At 43.1% G+C, this 18,857-nt stretch carries 15 protein-coding genes; 8 read left to right on the top strand and 7 right to left on the bottom strand.

Translation table 11 applies throughout. From position 1 onward, the window contains the following. Window positions 1–24 precede the first annotated feature (24 nt). Window positions 25–1,557 carry a peptide ABC transporter substrate-binding protein gene (locus tag HAT2_RS01205; protein WP_114544219.1) on the bottom strand — a complete coding sequence of 511 codons (1,533 nt, stop codon included), beginning with the start codon at window positions 1,555–1,557 and terminating at the stop codon, window positions 25–27. Window positions 1,558–1,767: 210 nt separating this feature from the next. Further along, window positions 1,768–3,201, bottom strand: coding sequence for a peptide ABC transporter substrate-binding protein (locus tag HAT2_RS01200; protein ID WP_181860289.1), 1,434 nt, complete (start codon window positions 3,199–3,201; stop codon window positions 1,768–1,770). A 419-nt stretch (window positions 3,202–3,620) separates the two neighbouring features. Here HAT2_RS01200 and HAT2_RS03955 point away from each other — a divergent pair, with 419 nt between their 5' ends. Genes HAT2_RS03955 through HAT2_RS01165 form a run of 7 tightly spaced genes read left to right on the top strand, consistent with a single transcriptional unit; the run spans window position 3,621 to window position 11,900 of the window. Next, entirely contained in the window at window positions 3,621–3,905 is a 285-nt protein-coding gene (locus HAT2_RS03955; protein WP_114544217.1) for a hypothetical protein, read from the top strand. After that, entirely contained in the window at window positions 3,890–5,371 is a 1,482-nt protein-coding gene (locus HAT2_RS01190; RefSeq protein ID WP_147267465.1) for an autotransporter assembly complex protein TamA, read from the top strand. The genes HAT2_RS03955 and HAT2_RS01190 overlap by 16 nt, the downstream gene beginning before the upstream one ends. Window positions 5,372–5,389: 18 nt before the next feature. Continuing rightward, complete coding sequence (locus HAT2_RS01185) at window positions 5,390–8,731, top strand: translocation/assembly module TamB domain-containing protein (protein ID WP_114544215.1); 3,342 nt, start codon at window positions 5,390–5,392, stop codon at window positions 8,729–8,731. A 21-nt stretch (window positions 8,732–8,752) separates the two neighbouring features. Beyond that, window positions 8,753–9,520: an MlaE family ABC transporter permease gene (locus tag HAT2_RS01180; RefSeq protein ID WP_114544214.1), complete on the top strand. Its 768-nt coding sequence runs from the start codon at window positions 8,753–8,755 to the stop codon at window positions 9,518–9,520. Continuing rightward, entirely contained in the window at window positions 9,517–10,296 is a 780-nt protein-coding gene (locus HAT2_RS01175; RefSeq protein ID WP_114544213.1) for an ABC transporter ATP-binding protein, read from the top strand. The genes HAT2_RS01180 and HAT2_RS01175 overlap by 4 nt, the downstream gene beginning before the upstream one ends. 4 nt (window positions 10,297–10,300) lie before the next feature. After that, window positions 10,301–11,329 carry an MlaD family protein gene (locus tag HAT2_RS01170; protein WP_147267464.1) on the top strand — a complete coding sequence of 343 codons (1,029 nt, stop codon included), beginning with the start codon at window positions 10,301–10,303 and terminating at the stop codon, window positions 11,327–11,329. Window positions 11,330–11,342: 13 nt separating this feature from the next. Beyond that, complete coding sequence (locus HAT2_RS01165; RefSeq protein ID WP_114544211.1) at window positions 11,343–11,900, top strand: YqgE/AlgH family protein; 558 nt, start codon at window positions 11,343–11,345, stop codon at window positions 11,898–11,900. A gap of 15 nt (window positions 11,901–11,915) precedes the next feature. Here the strand turns inward: HAT2_RS01165 and rpsI are convergent, their stop codons facing one another. Together rpsI and rplM are read right to left on the bottom strand one after the other, a co-directional pair. Beyond that, window positions 11,916–12,308 carry a 30S ribosomal protein S9 gene (gene rpsI / locus HAT2_RS01160; RefSeq protein ID WP_114544210.1) on the bottom strand — a complete coding sequence of 131 codons (393 nt, stop codon included), beginning with the start codon at window positions 12,306–12,308 and terminating at the stop codon, window positions 11,916–11,918. Window positions 12,309–12,324: 16 nt separating this feature from the next. Further along, on the bottom strand, window positions 12,325–12,768 hold the full coding sequence (gene rplM, locus HAT2_RS01155; RefSeq protein ID WP_114544209.1) for a 50S ribosomal protein L13: 444 nt from the start codon (window positions 12,766–12,768) through the stop codon (window positions 12,325–12,327). A 111-nt stretch (window positions 12,769–12,879) separates the two neighbouring features. On the opposite strand from rplM, the gene miaB reads away from it, so the two are divergent. Then, window positions 12,880–14,253, top strand: a complete 1,374-nt coding sequence (gene miaB / locus HAT2_RS01150; protein WP_114544208.1) for a tRNA (N6-isopentenyl adenosine(37)-C2)-methylthiotransferase MiaB — start codon at window positions 12,880–12,882, stop codon at window positions 14,251–14,253. An 8-nt stretch (window positions 14,254–14,261) separates the two neighbouring features. On the opposite strand, the gene HAT2_RS01145 is transcribed toward miaB, so the two are convergent. The 3 genes from HAT2_RS01145 to glgB are packed head-to-tail and all read right to left on the bottom strand — an operon-like array spanning window position 14,262 to window position 18,848. Beyond that, a complete protein-coding gene (locus HAT2_RS01145; RefSeq protein ID WP_147267463.1) occupies window positions 14,262–14,714 on the bottom strand; it encodes a hypothetical protein in 453 nt (150 codons plus the stop codon). 11 nt (window positions 14,715–14,725) lie between these two features. After that, window positions 14,726–16,702, bottom strand: a complete 1,977-nt coding sequence (gene ligA, locus HAT2_RS01140; RefSeq protein WP_220253864.1) for an NAD-dependent DNA ligase LigA — start codon at window positions 16,700–16,702, stop codon at window positions 14,726–14,728. Next, the gene (glgB, locus tag HAT2_RS01135; RefSeq protein WP_181860287.1) at window positions 16,671–18,848 is read right to left on the bottom strand and encodes a 1,4-alpha-glucan branching protein GlgB; all 2,178 of its coding nucleotides are present in this window, start codon (window positions 18,846–18,848) and stop codon (window positions 16,671–16,673) included. The genes ligA and glgB overlap by 32 nt, the downstream gene beginning before the upstream one ends. Window positions 18,849–18,857: the final 9 nt, after the last annotated feature.

Below are 18,857 nucleotides of genomic sequence, written 5' to 3'. Positions count from 1 at the left end.
GCTTATTGGTTCCCATGCAAATGCTTACTCTTCCCAGTAAGCCCTTGAGAGATCAACCGTCATAAGCCCGTTTGTCAAGACCCCTTTGAGTCCCGGTTGAACCACGTAGACACAATAACCGAAAGAGAAGGGAATCACAGGAAGCTCATCCAATAACAGCTGCTCCATACGGGCAACATAGAGCATGCGACTCTCTTCATTCAAAGATAAACCTTTTTGGAAAAGGGCGTGAAGTAGGGAAGAGTCCCAGGTAGACTTACCACCTCTATCACAAACAAAAAGATCAAAAAAAGCGTAAGGATCTTCATAACTACTGATAAAACGAGAGAGAGCAAGATCAAAGTCTCCGTCGGAGATCCTCTTGAAAAAGTCTGGAAGATCTAAAAGATCGACCTTGATTGTAAGCCCTAAATTTTCCAAAAACTGCTGCTGGATAGCCTCCGCTAGGTTCTTGCAAAAATGGAGACAGCACAAACGCAAGTCGCCTAAAGCAGAAAGAACAAGTCCCTCTTCTCTCAAACCTTCCTCTAGCAGCAGTCTTGCCCTCAAGACCGACTCTTCTAAACGGACGACATGACCTTGAGGGAAGACCGTAGGCGGAAGATAACGATAAGCAGGGGGCATGAGCCCGGAAGAAAGATCCGACAGAGCTTGCCTATTTAAACACATGGAAAGCGCTTGTCGAATTTTCCGAGACCGAAGCCCTCCCTTCAGGGTATTAACACGAATAAAAGAAATAGAAGAGACATGATCCGTGCTAAAAATCTTTTTAGAAGGCAAAAGTTTTTCTTTAATTTCTTCTGCATAGAGAGGGACAAACTGAGATCCTATCACGTCAATCTCACCCTTTTCAAACAGGGAAATTTGAGCCTGTTCCTCAATGTAAACTATCTTAAGTTGATCGAGACGTACAGAAGCTTGATCCCAAAAAAAAGGGTTCTTTTCTAGGACCATTTCATGAAAATGATCGGATTGCTTTAAGCGAAAAGGACCATTACTCACAAAAGTATTCCGATCAAAAAGAACAGGATAAAACACCGGTAAGGCCAGTAATTTAAGAAAATAAGGAACACGCTGTTTTAAAGAAAAAACAAGAGTTTGTGAATCCTCCGCAACAAGTGAAGGAGAGGACCCTCCAGCAATCCAACGGAAATGAAACCCCAAGGCAGGGAAACGTTTTTTGGGCTGGAGTACTCCCTGCCAACTCCTAACAAAATCGTGTGCTGTCAAAGGGGTTCCATCCGACCAATGAGATGGGCGCAGGGTTATTCTATAGTGCAAACCATCTTCCGAGACGGAAACGTGTTGAGCTAAACCAGGCACCACTTTTCCTCCTCGTCCCACACGAAAAAGACCCTCATAAAGGTGAGAAGCAAGAAAATGGTCTCTTGATCCTTGAGCAAACTGGGGATTCAATGTTGTAGGCAAAAGGCCCAAGTTAACAACGAGACAGTCTCTTTTCTTTGAAGAAGTTCCACTCCAATTGTGAGCTGTCCAAAAGCAAAAGAAAAAAATAACGGGGATTAAAAGAAGAGGGCGCGTTTTGAAGAAAGACATAAATTTTCATCCCAAGAAATCTTCGTATCCAGGGATAGGGCAGAGCCTCCAAGAAAACAATAAATTGAGTTAACCCCTGCATTAAAACGCTACCGTTCCCAATAAGATCTTGAAAAATCAACAAGGGCTAGCTCACTTACAAGGACACCTTTGAGAGAAGGGTGCTTCCCGTAGACCTCACGCCCAAAAGCATAAGGGAGTACAGGGCATTCAGAAAGGACTATCTTTGTCTAAAGAAAAAAGATGTTCCTCTCTCTCTTTTTTATCCAAAAAAAAACTTTTTTGCAGCATCACCCTTACTTCTGGAGGACTCCATCCAGAAAAGTTCACGTCCTGGTCGGAAGAATGAAACGGATAGAATAAAGCATAAGGATCGAAATAATCCGTATCTCTGCTATAGGAGGAGACGTCAAAGTCACCTTCCGTCAATCTCCTATAAAGAGTAGATGCCTCTAGTACCTCTATCTTAATATGAATACCCAAGTGTTCTAACCACTGTTGTTGAAAAGCCTCTGAAACGTATGAAGTAACGGGCCAACAGGAGAGTGTGACTTGACCCAAATCAGAAAAGGAAAGATCTAATTCTTTCAAGCCTTCACGCAAAAGCCTTTGGGCTTCTGTTTTTGACTCTTCGATAAGCATTCTTGATTCGAAACCAGGGAACACAGAAGGAATATAACTGTAAGCAGCAAGTGCTCTTTTGAAGACTCCTTTTGCTAATTGCTCCCGATTGATTCCTATAGAAAAGGCTTTTCGAATTTTCTGAGAACGAAAAGGACCTCGTTTCGTGTTGAAAACTAAAGCATAACAAGAGGCCAAAGGGTAACGTTCAGAAAGAAGACCTGTCTGATGCATGTTCTCTTCAGACTCCTTGGACAGAGAAAAAAGGCCTCCACCAATGAAATGGACATCCCCTCTTTCTAGCATTCCAACTTGAGAATCGGCGTTGTCAACGAATATAAATCGAATGATTTCCATTTGGACATGACCATGGTCCCAAAAGAAAGGATTCTTTTTTAAAGAAATATGGTCATTCCACTTCTGACTCGCTACGAGAAATGGTCCATTCGTCACATCTTCTTGTTTCTCTTCCAGGCAATAAACAGGATAGAAAATAGGAATACATAATAACTGCAAAAAATAAGAAACCGGATGCTTAAGAGAAACACATAAGATATGATCCCCTTCAGCACGGAGACCAACATCGGACCAACTTGCTTTTTCCGACCGAAAAGCTTCCACCCCTTTAATCAAATTAAAATAAAACGCTTGAGAAGATGGATAATGCTCTGCCTCAATAACGGCTTTCCAACTTTTGACAAAATCATGAGCAGTGAGTGGTTCACCATTTGACCAGTACGATGTTCTTAGGTGAAAGCGATAGTGGAGACGGTCTTCTGAAACCTCAAAGTCTTCTGCAAGTCCAGGTAAAACCTGGTCACTCTTCCCAAGACGAAACAAACCTTCGTAAAGATGAGAGGCAATAATAACTCCGTGCCGCTCTCGTACAAAATGAGGGTGCGTTTCAACAGGTGGAGACCCCATATTCGCAACCATAGTCCTAGGCTGTCCTCTTTTCCAGTTCCCTAAAAAAAGATTTCCTAGTTTGACTAAGCCAAACAGAGCCAAACAGACAAAAGCCATTCTCCTAAAGGAGCAAAACGTCTTAGTACAATGCAAATTCATCTTTTTTCACAAAAAAAGTTTGGACCCTTCATCTAACAAGGTTATAGTTCACTTTTCTTCCAATAAGCTCTAGAAAAATCGATCCTAGAAGGAATTTGTGTGTGTGGCTGAACAAAAAAAGACAATTTTTTATGTCTGAATAAGCGTAAGAATCCAAACACATTCTAATAATAGATTTAGGATCAGCTTAGAGACATTTTGAATGACTCAGAAGAAAAAAACAGATAGGATGACCATAAAGGAGATACGGTAGTGAGATGTCCGAATCACTCTGCAGACTTTCTTATTTTCCCTTTTGATACAATAAGATCAAGCCCTTCCTCTAAGAGTGACTCGACCTCTGTCGTTAGATTGAGAGGAATCCTGTGCCCTGCATAATGATCCAAAAAAGTTTTTTAAAAAAAACGGTTTTCTTATCTAGTCTGGGACTTTTCTGGTTTTTCTGTCCTGTCTTAGCTAAAACAAGCAAGCCTCCTACCCTTTTTTTGAAAGGCATCGAAGATCCTGAGTTATCCCTTCATCTAGAAAATCAGGTTAAGAAAGACATAAAAACGTGTCAAAAAATGGCTCTTCGCCTTGGAGAGCTTGAGCTTCAACTAGCTCAAAAAAAAAACAATGGCTCGATTCTTTGTATTACTTTGGGTACTTGTCCTCGAGCTTAAACATAAACTACGATCCTAAAACACATGCCTTGCACATCACAGTCATCCAAGGCCCTCTTTATTCTGTGCACTCTTTTTCCATTTTAGAAAACGACTCTCAAGAATTAAGCACGATTCCTCCGAATTTTTCTTTTCCTTTCCCAGCACGAACGAACTTAATTCATCTTTGCCTTGATCAAATTAAAGATAGTTACTTGAATAGCGGCTTTCCATTTGCAGACCTCTCGCTGAAAAAGTTTGATCTTATTCCTAACAAGAATCAAGTCGATCTTATTGTCAATGTTGTACCAGGCACAAAGTTTTTTTTCGGAGAAACTTCTTTTTTACAGCAGAATCGTTGTTCAAATAAGTTTTTAAGAGAACATTTGACGTTCAAGAGAAATGAAGTGTACTCCGCGAAACGTGTAGCCGAAACACTTAAAAACCTTGAAAAAACTGGGCTCTTTGAAGAAGTTCGTTCAGAATTTGGACCACCTGATCATTTAACACATTCTCTCCCTATTATATTTCGAGTGCCGGAAGCATCTCCTAGATCAGCAGGACTCGGTTTTTCTATTAGTACACACAATGGCCTTGGAGCTGTCCTAGACTGGTCACACGAAAATTTATGGGGAGCACACGAGCAAGTCCATTTTTATACTATGCTCAATCAGTCTGAACAAGAATTGCACATCAGTTACTTGAACCCTTTTCGAAAAGCACAAGACCTCTCTCTCGCTGCAGCTATTTCAGCTAAAAGAAGGTTGTGTTACGACGCGCTAGAGCACTCTGGTGCCCTCTCCTTGGATCTTCTCCTGGGCCCCAGGTCCTTACAAAAAATTGGCATCAAAATAGAAAAGTTTTACGATACTCTCGTTGGGGAGTCGTTTCTTTTTAGTGTTCCCTTTGAAGGCTCACATCCTTATTTCGACCGAACAGGGCAAAGCCTCTCCACCATCCGATTTTGGTGGACAGGTGAACCTATCCTCTCTTTTGCCGCCAAACAGGTCTATTTCCTTAAACTCCAAGGTGGACTAGCTCTTCGCCTACCTCTTCTTAAAGATGGATATGTGGCGTTTCATACCCAAGCCCATTCTATAATGGGTACGGAGAGGGACCAGGTCCCCCTAGCCCTCCGTTGTTTTGGTGGATCTTCCCACATTTTAAGGGGATATGCTTATCGCAGCGTCAGCCCTCTTAGCACAGAAGGGATGCCAATTGGTGGAATGAGCCTATTAGCCTTCTCGATAGAGCCCAGGATCCCCCTGTCAAAAGATCTTGATTTCGTGTCATTCTTAGATATGGGGCAAACATACCCTCAGTCATGTCCTAATCGGAACAACTCCTTTCTTTATTCTGTGGGGGTAGGGCTCAGAAAGAGAACCCCACTTGGATTTATCCGCGCAGATGTTGGCTTCCCTTTAAACAGGAGAGCCCACTTAGACAATCCGATGGAATTATACATTCTTTTTGGAGAAAATTTTTAATCTTTACCTGATTCCACCATGAAACGCTTTTTCCAAGCTATACGCCTTTTTTTCTTCTCCCTGTGCATATCCACAGCTGCCCTTGGAACATGCTTCTATTTAGCCTTTGAGACCCGTCCTGTACAAAATATAGTGCAAAGACTCTCCCGTATCTATTTCCCTGCATTGGTTTATGAGTCTGTTCAGTGGAAACTGCCTTTTACTTTTACACTACACTGTATCTACCTAAAACATTCCCTAGAGCTATCAGCTGAGCGCGCGATCTACGAAGGACACCTTGGCCTTTCTCCAAGTAGCTTGACCTTGGAGAAACCTCACTGGACCCTTATCCACCGCTCAGGAACAAAAAAAAATCATTTCCTAGCCCTCTCGCAAACAAGATCCTTTCCAAGAAGATGGCCAGTTTCAAAAATTTATATCAACCAAGGAGATTTCTACATTCAGAGAGAAGAAGAAGATCACCGATTCTTCTCTCTACAAGCTATAAAAGGCACTATTGAATCGTCCTCCTCCTATCCCTTACTTGAGATTCAAGCAGAGTGCACATATGTCTCTCCAAGACTTCCAGGGGACATTCAAGCTCAAGTTATTCTTTCCTCAGTTCTCTCCTCTGGAGACTCTCTCTGTTCTTATTCAGGGACATTTAAAAATATTCGTCTGGGTGGCATGCAAATTGAACAAATGCCTTCTGTTCAATGTTCCTATGAGATCAAACGAAAAGGAACAGAACATACTTTACAGGTTCATCTGCAAAATAGGGAATTTGCTACTTGCCATTGGACACATCTACAAAACAAAGATCATCTACATACCATTCCCTTAAAGCTTTTCATTACAGAGATGGATGTTCAATTTGATGGAGCCCTTTGCATTCAAAATGAGCAATGGCAGAAAAACAGTGCACTTCAGGTCAAAATAGGAAGCAACTCACCCTTCTTTCATTTGATGGGAGAGGATGGTGGGAAGATTTTTATTTCAGGGAACTTATTGAGTCCTCGTATCGTATTCTCTGACAGTAGTCAACAACAAGCCCAAGCCGAAGAAAGATCTCTCTCTTTTTATCCGACCGCTCTAAAAACAAACTCGAAATCTTGGTCTTATACCCATGTATTCGACACAGCAGAGAAGAGTCATCAGCTTCATGTTCAATGGAGCTACCTCTTCCACAAAGAGAGTCGTACTTATAGACTAGAACTTCATCTCCTAGGAGAAATTCCCCTTTCTACTCAAACTCATTTTTTCCTTTGGATTGATAGTCAAACCTCTCTGGAAGGCATCTGGAATAGGAAATTGGACTGGAGCGAAATACGCTCTTCTACACAACTTTATTCCAATTTACATTCTTTCCCACGTGTGGCCTTTACTTTTTTAGGACAAAAAGACCCTTTTCAAGAGGTTCAAAATGGAGAAAGCCTTCCTCTTTTTCGGGCGACTTTGCACAGCAAAGATATGGTAACGGAGAGGTATTCCTTCAAACAGTTTTGGGTGAGCCTTTCTAATCAAACAGGAAAGATAGTACTAGACCTGTCTTCTATCGGTCGACTGAACCATTTCCCTTTCCACATCAATGGAACTTGTTTCTTAAACTCGATTCATCCATATCTTTTAAAAGCTTCTTTTTCATCATTAGAAGGATTCTTAGATGATATCTCTCTTGCTCTAGACAAACCTTTCTGTCTCTCTGTATCTCCAGGATACCTTCAGATCGAAGAGGCTGTCTTCAGACTTAATGATGGACAACTTATCCTTAAGTTGCAGAAAGATGAGGTAGAATTATCTACGCAAATCACGTTAAAGCATTTCCCTGAAAGGTTACTCTTGCCCCTTCTTGAGAAGACAAAAGAGAGCTTTCTTGAGGGTAAAGCTTCATTGCTCATCAGAAAAGACAAACAAGAACTGTACCTGCACCTAAAAGAGAAAAAAGTGGACCCTCTCATCTTTAAGGGGGCGCCCTGCGAAACAGATATTATCCTCTCTCTCTTAGGAAACTATATTGATACGACAATCGTCCTGAATCAGCAATACTACCGTCCTTTCTTTCTTAAAGGGACCCTCCCGATTCGGTTACGCCCTATTTTCCCATACTTCTTTCTAGAAAAAACTTGCCCCTTTTCGTGCAAAGCTTCTCTACCATTACCTCTTTCCCTTGTCCAAGGCCTTTTTCTGAAAGATCAGCCTTGGAGGGTTCAAGGCAACTGCTTTCTTCGATGTGAAGCACATGGGCCACTCCATGATACAAAAATCACGGGCAAGATGGACTTGGAAGACGGCGCGTTTCTCTACCCGGAAAAGGGTATTTACTTAGCTTGTCTAGCAGGCACTTTCCATTGCGAAGGGAAGCAGATCTCATGGAGATTGTTAGAAGGAAACACTTTTTGGGATGGAAAAATCTGTTCTAAAGGGGTTTTTTCCTGGAATAAAGAAGGACTCTATCTCAAAGCAACAGCAGAGGCAACAAACGCTTGTTTATTTCGTACAGATCTTTTTACTTTACAAGGTACAGGCCATCTCGTTCTCTCTCTTTCCAGCACGGAACAAATTCTTTCTGGAGATCTCACACTAACAAAAAGCAGCTTTCACCTTCCTGAGCATTCTCAAGCTCTCAATCCCCTCCTTTGCCCTCCAGAAGAGACTTATTCTACTAACCATTGGTTAGACATTCATTTAAATATTGCCTTAAGAAGTGAAGGAGACCTTTCTGTCGAGGGCGATGGTATTCGTTCTAGGTGGAAAGGGCTCCTTCAGGCCGAAGGCTCGATTTGTTCTCCCCAATTGCGAGGAACATGTCAATCCATTTACGGTACTATTCGAATAGGAGAACACTACTTCGACCTGAAACAGGGAACCATGGCCTTCGAGGGCCCCCTTGACTCTGCCTATATCCGTTTATCAGCAGAACTCCCTATCCATCGATATTTAATTGTGGCAACCTACCAGGGCCTTTTGAAGGACCCTCAATTTTTCCTCACTTCTAAGCCTTCTGGACTGTCCTCCAGGAAAATAATTTCTCTTATCCTGTTTGGCAACATGGAAACGGGAGGCATTGATCTTCTTGAGCTTTTTAGCCAGACCAGGAAACGAAATGATTCTGTGCACGATTTAGTTAGAAGTATAAAAAAATCTTTTCAAGTTGATCACATCGGCATCACAACCAGCCCGAATGAAAGGGAGGGTCATTATTTTTTGCAGGTCGGCAAACATCTTGCTAAAAACATGCTTGTAACTTTGCGAAAGAGACTAAACAGTTCAGAAGCTACAGCTGGTATCTATACACAAATCTCACCAAGTTTTTCTATTCGAGCTGAAGCTGGAGTTCCTTGGGAAGGTTGCTTGCACTTTCTGTGGCGAGTCAATTACTAATTTTAATTTGGAGGCAAATCGTTGCGTCACTTTGTCGAGTTCCTCACCTATATTGGGCACTTTTGTCGATTTGTTGGGCAAACGGTAGTCCTCTGTCTTCGCCATCCTCCACCTAGCCGAGCTCTCTGGGAACAGTTTTTCAGAATCGGAGTTGCGTCTTTACCGGTAGTCCTTTTCGCTGGGATATCTACGGGAATGGTCTTAGGAAGTCACGGTTTCTTCACTTTAGAACCTTTAGGGATGACAAGTACGGTTGGTGCCATTGTAGCTAAAACAATCGTTATAGAAATGGGCCCAGCTCTGACAGCTTTTATGATTACGGGTCGCTCAGGTGCAGCTGTAGCAGCTGAACTCGGCAGTATGACTATTTCAGAACAAATCAGCGCTATTCGATCTATGGGGATTGATCCCATCTGGTACCTTGTTTTGCCCAGAGTTGTCGCGGGTTTACTTGTCACCCCTGTTCTCACCTCTTTTTGCGATTTTTTCGGTCTCATCGGAGGATATATTGCTACAGTTCACTTCTTTGGGGTATCTTCAATGGGCTTCCTGGAAGAGATCCCTAAAACGGTCACTCTCTTCGACCTCTTCGGTGGTCTTTTTAAAGGCGCTGTTTTTGGATCGCTCATTTTTGGAATCTGCTGCTATCAAGGACTAAGAGCCAACCAAGGTGCCGAGGGAGTTGGTCGAGTCACAACACAATCTGTAGTTATTAGTTATTTGGCTGTTTTGTTCTTCAACTTTCTTATGACCTTAATGATTAACGCCATGAGGGACTTTTTCTCATGACTTCCTGCATCGATCTTGAAAACATTCACAAGCGTTACGGTGAGCATCAAGTTTTGAATGGACTGTCCCTTGGTGTAAGCCGAGGGGAAACGGTTGTCATTATGGGACGCTCTGGTGAAGGGAAGAGTGTCCTGCTTAAGCACATTTTGGGCCTAGAAAGACCTGATCAAGGCAACATCAATCTTTTTGGTGTAGACATTTGGAAATGCTCTAAATTGGAACGGGCACACTGTTTACGTCACATTGGTATGCTTTTTCAAAATAGTGCCCTTTTTGATTCTATGAGCGTCTGGGAAAATGTCGCGTTTCCGCTTACTGTTAGAAATTATCAAGGGATCCAATCTCCTCGTGAAAGTAAAAGCGGAGATCGTATTGCTTGGGCTTTAAAACGTGTAGGGATGTTACATGCAGCCGACAAACTTCCTTGGGAACTTTCTGGAGGCATGCGCAAACGAGCTGCCCTTGCCCGTGTTATTGTCTACCATCCAACAGTTATCCTCTACGATGAGCCCACAACTGGATTGGATCCTATTACAGCTATGCAGATTAACGAGCTCATACTCGATGTACAACGTGAATTTTGCGCGACTAGTGTTGTCGTCACACACGACTTGAACTCTGCTGCCACTATCGGGAACAGAATTGGCTTTCATGAAAACGGTCAAGTTCAGATTCTATTGGAAAGAGATCAATTTTTCAAATGCGAGTTGCCCTCTGTGCAAAACTTTTTGAATAACTCTTGTCCACCTATTATTAAACAAACATTTGGATTCTAAACCTATGCGCGAAGGAACAAGAAATACTCTTGTCGGACTGTTCATCGTCTCTGGAACGTTTATTCTTCTTAGTCTAGCCCTATTCCTAAGGCCCAATCTCGGAGATGGAAAACGCATCTTGCGCGTACGCTTCCATGAAATTGATCGCTTGGCCGTTGGTTCGAGGGTTTGTTTTGCAGGCAAATCGATCGGACGCATTGTCGATGTTCAATATGTTCCGGACTGTCGTTACAAGTCACGAGATAGTCAGGGTCGTATTTACCCTTTTGAGCTGACCCTTTCCGTCGACTCTGTTGCTAAAATTCTGAAAACAGATGAGATTTTCGCTCACAACATCGGGCTTCTTGGTGAAAGAGTTGTTTTCATTCGACCGATTCAAACAAATCAACCCATTGAAGAGACACAAGAGCAAGAAGTGTTTTGGGCACAACCCTCCGTTGACTTCGAAGAAGTCTTAGCCCACGCACATCATCTTTTGGAAAAGATACAGGTTCTGGAGAAAAAGTTTGTGCTTTTTCTAGAAGGAACTAACACCTTTCTTCAAACTTTCGACCTGACTGCTCAGGCTATTGACTTTCCCAACTTACAAGAAAAAATCTCTTCTCTTATTCAATTGATCTCAGACAAAGTTTTAGATCATGAAGTTCTTCAAGAAGTGCAGTCTGCTGCTCGTCAAATAACAAGTTTCTTTCAGTCTATTCAAGAGACATTAATATACCTTTCCAACATTGAGGGTATGGAAAACAGTCTTCTTTCTGAAAGTCTTCGTTTGGCCCAGCAGATCGTTGAAGGCTTAAACTCAGGACAAGGAACATTAGGCAAGCTGCTTCAATCAGATGAAGCTCACAGGAATCTTCTTGAATTGTTCGAACAAGCCACTCAACTAGTTGAAGGCATTAAGAAATACGGTGTATTTTTTCAGAATAACAGGGAGTGGAAACGTCTTCTTCAAGAACAAGAACGCGTCAAACGCCTGCAACAAACAGAAAAAGAGCAAACAGAAGAATCTGTCATACAACAGAATCTGCAATGAGAGGGAAAAACAAATGCCGCAGTCTAAATCTTTAGGGAAGGGGGTATTCCTCATTGCAACACCTGAAATAGACAGTGGGACGTTTTTCCGTAGTGTTATTCTTCTTTGTGAACACTCTCCTTCTGGTTCTTTTGGACTTATGATCAACAAGCCACTTGAACTCGATATACCAGAGGGGTTAACGCATGAACTACCGCTTGATACAGGACATCTTTCTATTCGTGCGGGTGGTCCAGTTCAAACAGATCAAGTTATGCTGCTACATGATTCTGTGGCAACACATGAAAATACACTGAAAATCTCCGACAGAATCTTTCTAGGGAGTGATCTCAAACTACTTCGAGAAAAAGCTACAGGTAACGAAAATTTGCATCTCTACTTTGGCTATACAGGTTGGGCGAGCGGCCAATTGGAACGAGAAATCTTTGAAGAAAGCTGGTACATTCACCCGGCTACACACAAGTATGTCTTTGAAGTGCCGGATAAGAAAATTTGGAAAACACTCCTAGAAGATATGGGAGGCCGCTTCGCGAGCCTCTCCACCATGCCAGAAGACATTTACCTCAACTAAAGCAAAAGCAAGGAACTATCTCTTTGAAAATTGAAAGCGCTTCCTCGCTCCTGGACGGCCGTACTTCTTGCGCTCACGACGCCTCGGGTCCCTTGTCAATAAACCGGCCTCTCTCAAAACAGGCTGAAAAGCTTCACTTTCGATAGCTAAGGCACGAGCCAAGCCCAAACGAATAGCACCGGCTTGACCAAAAAGGCCACCTCCCTGGACACGCACCAAAATATCGTACGAACCCTGTTCCTTCACGAGAACGAGAGGCGAAAGTAAAGTGTTCTTCTGTGTCTCTGTCTTGAAGTAGCCAAGCCCCTCCTTACCATTGATCGTGACACGACCTGTTCCAGGTCTCAAACGAACAGAAGCAACCGCACGCTTTCTACGTCCAGTAGCAACACTCTCCTTAATTGTCATATACCCCTAAAGCCCCCTATCCAAGATCCAATACAACGGGATTCTGCCCGGCCATGTTGTGCTCTCCTCCAGCAAAGACGCGCATCCTCTTCAACTGAGCCCGACCCTGCTTTGTTTTGGGCATCATCCCACGAACAGCATGCTCGAGAATCCTCTCCGGATGACGATCAAACAAAACCTCACAAGGAATCTCCTTCAACCCACCCATATAACCAGAGTAATGGCGGTAAACCTTCTGGGACCTTTTGTTCCCTGTTAAAACGACCTTAGAGGCATTCAAGATAATCACGCCCTCCCCACAGTCGGCATGGGGCGTATAACTTGGCATGTGCCTGCCTCGTAATACACGGCAAACCTCGGAAGCAAAACGCCCAAGAATCTTGCCAGAAGCATCAAAGACAAACCATCTGCGCTTTTTTAAAGGAACACCTTGATAAGTACGCTGCTTTTGATATCCCATAAACCCTTAATCCTGTGACCACAACGCCTAAGGAAAAGCTCAATAAAATCACAAGATGATTAGAATAACAAGGGCCTTCACGCCCTTCGACATCGAAACGGGGAAATTTTCGTGTATCAGAAGCCAAAAAGTTTTTTTATTCAAACCTATGGATGTCAACACAATGTCTTAGATTCGGAAGTGATGACGGGATCTCTTATCCGGTACGGTTTAGAAAAAAGTAAAACCTTGGAGGAGGCCGATCTAATCGTTTTTAACACTTGCTCCGTCAGACATACAGCAGAAAACAAGGCGATTGGACGACTAGTCTCTCTTGCAAAAGGGAAACGCCCCGGAACAATTATTGGTGTATCCGGGTGTGTTGCCAACCACCGCAAGGAGCTACTTTTGTCTTCTCTTCCACATGTTGACTTTGTCATGGGCACGAACAACATGCATGCTCTTACGGACATCTTGGATGAACTCCTTACCAAAGGTGAACGTGTGATTCGAGTGGACGACGTCTTCGAGCATGAGCTTGAGTACATGCTTGCAGAGCGTTCTGATCAAATCAGCGCCTATGTTTCAATTATCCGTGGATGCAACAAGTTCTGTACCTACTGCATTGTCCCCTACACTAGGGGACCAGAAGTCTCAAGACCATGGCAAAATATTATCCAAGAATGTGAAGAGCTCGCTCGCAAGGGGTACAAAGAAATTACTCTTCTTGGAGAGAACGTCAACGGATACGGAAAGGACTGTCAGGAAGAGGGCGTTCTTTTTCACGATCTTCTTGAAAAGCTGCATGCTATTCCTCGTATTGAACGTATCCGTTTTATCACCAGTCATCCCATTGACATTTCAGATGCCCTTATCGAAGCCGTAGGGCGCCTCCCGAAGGTATGTGAGTTTGTGCATTTCTGTTTGCAGGCAGGATCAAACCGAATCTTAAAGAAAATGCACCGAATGTACACACGAGAATCTTACAGAGAAAAAGTAGAAAAGTTGAGAAAAGTTCTTTCAGAAAAGCACGAGCTCCTCCGAAAAACAATTCACCCAGAACTTTTCGCTGATTGGGGCATTGGGACAGACATCATTGTCGGCTTCCCCAGTGAGACGGAAGATGAGTTTTTAGAAACTTATCGAGCTATGGAAGAGGATGATTTCACAATGGCCTTCCTCTTTATGTACAGCCCACGAAAAGGCACACCTTCCACCCGTTTTTTGGACGATGTGTCTAAAGAGAACAAACTAGATCGTCTACATCGGTTACTCGATCTTCACGAACGCACTGTGACACGACAACGAAGACAAGCCATAGGCCACGTTGTCGAAGTTCTAATTGACGGAATGAGTAGCAAAGACGACGGTCACGTAAAGGGAAGAACACGAGGATGGTGGAAAGCAATTGCACCAGGGGGAGAAGAGCTTCTTGGAACCACTCAACTCATGCGAGTGCACGATGTGAAACACTCGACACTTGTTGGAGAAATCCTTGCCTCTTAGACCGAACTTCAACGAGAACGGTTTCTAGGACGGCTATCCTGCCGGTCGGAACCGTTTCTCCTCTGACTGATAAACCCATTCACATCAGACTTCACTTTTTCAAATCCTCGAATAAGCTTGCCCTTTAGCTTAGCCATTTGTACTTTAAAGCACTGCAGCTTCTCTGAAAGCCAGTCCTTACGAAAACATTTGGGACCATGGTCATGCGTGCGTTCTCGTACCAGATGACAATGCAAAGGACACCTTTTACAAGGTGAATCATCCACGCTATCCGAGAAAGAATGCTCTCCTGTTTTTTCTATTTCCGTCTCCAGAATAACAATCTCAGAATCATTATTCCCTTCCTGTAATTCAATGAATTCCTCATGAACAACGGTCTCTGTCCTTTCACTCTGTTGTACAGCATCTGGACTCTGAACCGCTGATACTCCAAATAGGGCACCTAACAGCTTGCGAAACATTTTGATACACCTTATCCAAGGTTGGAAAACAACCATGTTTCATTAACGATATTAATCTTCAAGGCCCGAGCTTTACTTAATTTGTTTCCTGGGTCTTCTCCCACAAGCAAATAATCGACCTTGTTCGAAAGGGAGGAAAGAACACGCCCACCGTGACTGCGCACGAGATCTTCGATCTCTTTCCTTGACCCTTTTATAAATTTTCCTGTGATCACGAAAGCAAATCCACTAAAAACAGCAGAAACCGTTTGAGATTGTTGCTCTGCAACAGGTTGAACACCTGAGACAAAAAGAGACCTTACACAGCCATCTAAGTTGTCAAAAGATTCAAGAACGGACCGAGCGATCTTCTCCCCAAATCCAGGAATCTCTTGTAATTCCTCAACCGATAATGCCTTTAGATCATCCCAAGAGCTGTATTTCTTGGCCAGCATTCTGGCATTTCTACGTCCAATATGTCGCATGCCTAAAGCAGAAAGAAATGCTGGCCAGGGTACTTTTTTACTTGATTCGATTGATCGCAAAAGCTTTTGAGCAAAGACCGGACCACCTTGGGGAAGCTCCTCTAAAACCTTAGCCTCCAATTTATAAAGATCTGCCCACTCCTTAACATGCTTTCTCTTAACCAATTCTTCAAGAGTGGATTTTCCCATTCCCTCTATAGAAAGCTCTTCACTAAAATGAAGAAGAGATTGAACAAGTCTGCCTTCGCATAAGGGATTTGGGCAGCAGAGAGCTATCTGGGATCTCTCTAAAAAAGAGTTGCAAGAAGGACAATATGTGGGGACAGAAAGGGGCACTGTCTCCTCTAGGCGAGACTTAAGATCAACGTCAAGGATCCGCGGAATAATGTCACCACTCTTACAAATCCAAACCCAATCTCCTACACGAACATCTTTCTCTAGTGCATGGGGAAAATGATGAAGCGTTGCCTTAGAAACAACAGAGCCGTCTAGAGAAACAGGTTCTAAAAGCGCAACCGGTGTAATAGCGCCGCTGCGACCAATTTGTGCCGTGATAGAACGAACACGAGTCCGTACTTGGCAAGAGGGGTATTTAAAAGCAATGCCCCATCGATAATATTGACCTGTTGACCCCATCACGATTTGGTCCTGTTTTTGATCTAACTTGATAACAATTCCGTCAATCCGAAAGGGGAGCGCCTCCCTTTTCTTCTCAAGCTCCCGAACAAAAGTGAGCGCCTCCTCTATAGAGGCTTGAGTCAAAGAAGGTTCAGGCGTTGATATACCCCAGTTTCTCAAACGATGGACCATATCACTTACTGTCTCAACACCAGAACAAGAGAGAAAATAACCCAAAAACGACAACTGACGCTCCCGAACCAAATGAGGATCAAGGACTTTCAGCGTTCCTGAGGTGCAATTCCTTGTGTTAGAAAATGTTTCTTGTCCGGATGCTTTACGCGCTGCATTAACAGCTTCAAGAGCAGAAAAGGACATGTAAACTTCTCCTCTGACTTCGCATGCACCTTGTGTATAAGGTATTTGATGAGGAATACCTGAGACTTCTTTTAGATTTTCCGTAATGAGATCTCCCTCAAGACCATTACCACGCGTTAAACCATAGGTCAGCTGGCCCTTATGATACCAAAGAGAGGCAGCACAACCATCCATTTTGACCTCAACCTGATAGAAGGGGGTCTTCTTGAGGACTTTTTGACACTGTTCATCAAAATGTAACAATCCCTCATAGTCAAATACTTTGTTATAAGAAAGCATTGGCCAAAGATGCGCTTGCACAGGGAAACGTCCACTTGTTTTTTCACCTACGAAACGCGTAGGAGAACCATCATGCACCCATTCCGGATGTTCTGATTCACAATGTTTGAGTTTTTCTAAAAGGAGATCGTATTCCTCATCTGTTATCTCAGGACGATCGAGGGTGAAGTAGGCATGATTATGGTGCCAGACCTCCTGACAAAGTTCCAAATAATGTTCATACTCTTTTAGGAGCTGTCCGAGAACCAAAGGAAACCTCAAAAACTAAAGTGGAATAGGGCGGGACAAATACAGAAAGCAAAGAATGAGCTAGTTCAAAGCTAATATCTTCGTCCATTACAGTCCCGCCATAATTTGGATTCTCAGAGTTGAAGAGAAGAGAAAGCTGTGCTTCTGCGAAAAAAGGTAAAGTGTAGTCGTCCTGTGCAATAGGCGTAAAATTGTGAATACAAAACAGAGTTTGATCTGAGGATTTTCTCAAGTAAATAAAAAGGCCCTTTTCTCTTTCATCCACATCGACCCACTCGAACCCAAGACGAAAATGATCCCATTCCCATAAAGCAGGAGAACGCGAGTAAAGAGAATAAAGATCTCGAACATATCTCCATAGGCTTGCATGGTTCTTTTTCTTCTTCTCACCCCAATTAAGAGCTCGCGTAGCTGACCATTCTTGAGAGACTCCCCATTCCGAACCCATAAAGAGGAGTTTCTTGCCTGGCATGCAGACTTGATACGAATAAAGTAGGCGCAAATGAGAGAAACGCTCAGAAAGGTCCCCGAACATTTTACCCAGAAAACTCCCTTTGCAATGCACAACTTCATCATGAGACAGCGGAAGAAGAAAAGACTCCATGTAAGCGTAAAACAAAGCAAAAGAGATGTCTTTTTTATTTGACCCTCGAAAATAAGGGTCTAATCCGAAATAACGAAGCGTATCATGCATCCAACCCATATTCCATTTGAAATCAAACCCTAAACCACCTTGGTCAAGAGGCCAGGTCATTTTTGACCAATCTGTCGATTCTTCTGCCAGAGTTAATGCTCCAGGTGCTCGCAAATGTACAACGGAGTTCAAATGCTTTAGAAATTCAATCGTTTCTAAGTTTTCCTTACCACCATGTCTGTTCGGACTCCAACTTTCATACTGTCGTCCATAATCTCGATAAAGCATAGAAGAGACTGCATCGACACGCAACCCATCTACATGTAAAATATTTAACCAAAAGAGAGCACTAGCCAATAGGAAATTAGACACTTCAGGTCGTCCATAATCGAATTGTCGAGTCCCCCAGTGTGGATGAACTTGTCGTAAAGGATCGGCGTCTTCGTAAAGAGGAAAACCATCAAAATTAGCCAGTCCATGGGTGTCTGAAGCAAAATGGGCTGGAACCCAATCAAGAATGACTCCAATTCCCATTTGATGCAAAACGTCCACAAATCGTTGAAAATCCTCGATTGTTCCAAAACGGCTTGTTGGAGAGAAGTAACCCGTTGTCTGATATCCCCAAGATTCATCAAGAGGATGCTCACAAACAGGAAGCAATTCGATATGAGTAAACCCTAAGTTTAAAACATAAGATCCTAAATCCTTGGCCAATCTTTCATAGGAACAAAATTTTCCGGATGGTAAACGCTTCCATGAACCTAGGTGAACTTCGTAAATAGAAAGGGGCCTGTTTTTATAATGTGTTTGTTTTCGAGACTCCATCCATGACTGATCAGACCAACAATAGTTCTTCCATCGATTGTTAATAATAGAGGCCGTATCGGGTCTAATCTCAAATTGAAAACCGAAAGGATCACTCTTTAAATAGACTTGCTTGTGACTCGTAATAGCAAATTTGTACTTCTCTCCTTCATGGAGTCCAGGGATAAACAAAATCCACACACCAGAGGGGTGCTTGGCCATGGGAAAAATGCCTATTTCCCAACTGGAAAAGTCCCCTACAACAGACACACCATCCGCTCTAGGCGCCCAGACAGAAAAAAGAACACCTTGTGTTCCCTCTAAACAACAGAGATGAGCCCCCAGCTTTTCAAAAAGATCGTAATGAACGCCCTTTCCAAAAAGGTAGGCATCTAAGTCTGAAAAAGTTGCATGAAAAGAATAAGGGTCGAGAATCCAACGACCATCTGGAAGACAAACTTGGTACTCAAATGGGGATATGAAATCGATTGCTGAGCAATCCCATTCAAACAACCCCATTAGATCAGGGCGAGAGATCAAGTGATGTATTTCCCCACGACACCGAACCGACAAGGAAAGTTGCTTAGGGCGCCACAAGCGGACGACGCTCTGTTCACCGACAGAATGATAGCCCAGAAAAGCTTGTGGGAAATGATGGCTGCCCCGTTCTAGAGAGTTAAGGTGATCATCAGTTGACGAACCAAACAAAGATAGGCT

It is taken from the genome of Candidatus Similichlamydia laticola, from assembly GCF_003339615.1.
Classification (GTDB): domain Bacteria; phylum Chlamydiota; class Chlamydiia; order Chlamydiales; family Parilichlamydiaceae; genus Similichlamydia; species Similichlamydia laticola.
Note: the sequence above shows the minus strand (reverse complement) of the source record. Positions and strands in the feature narration are given on the sequence as shown.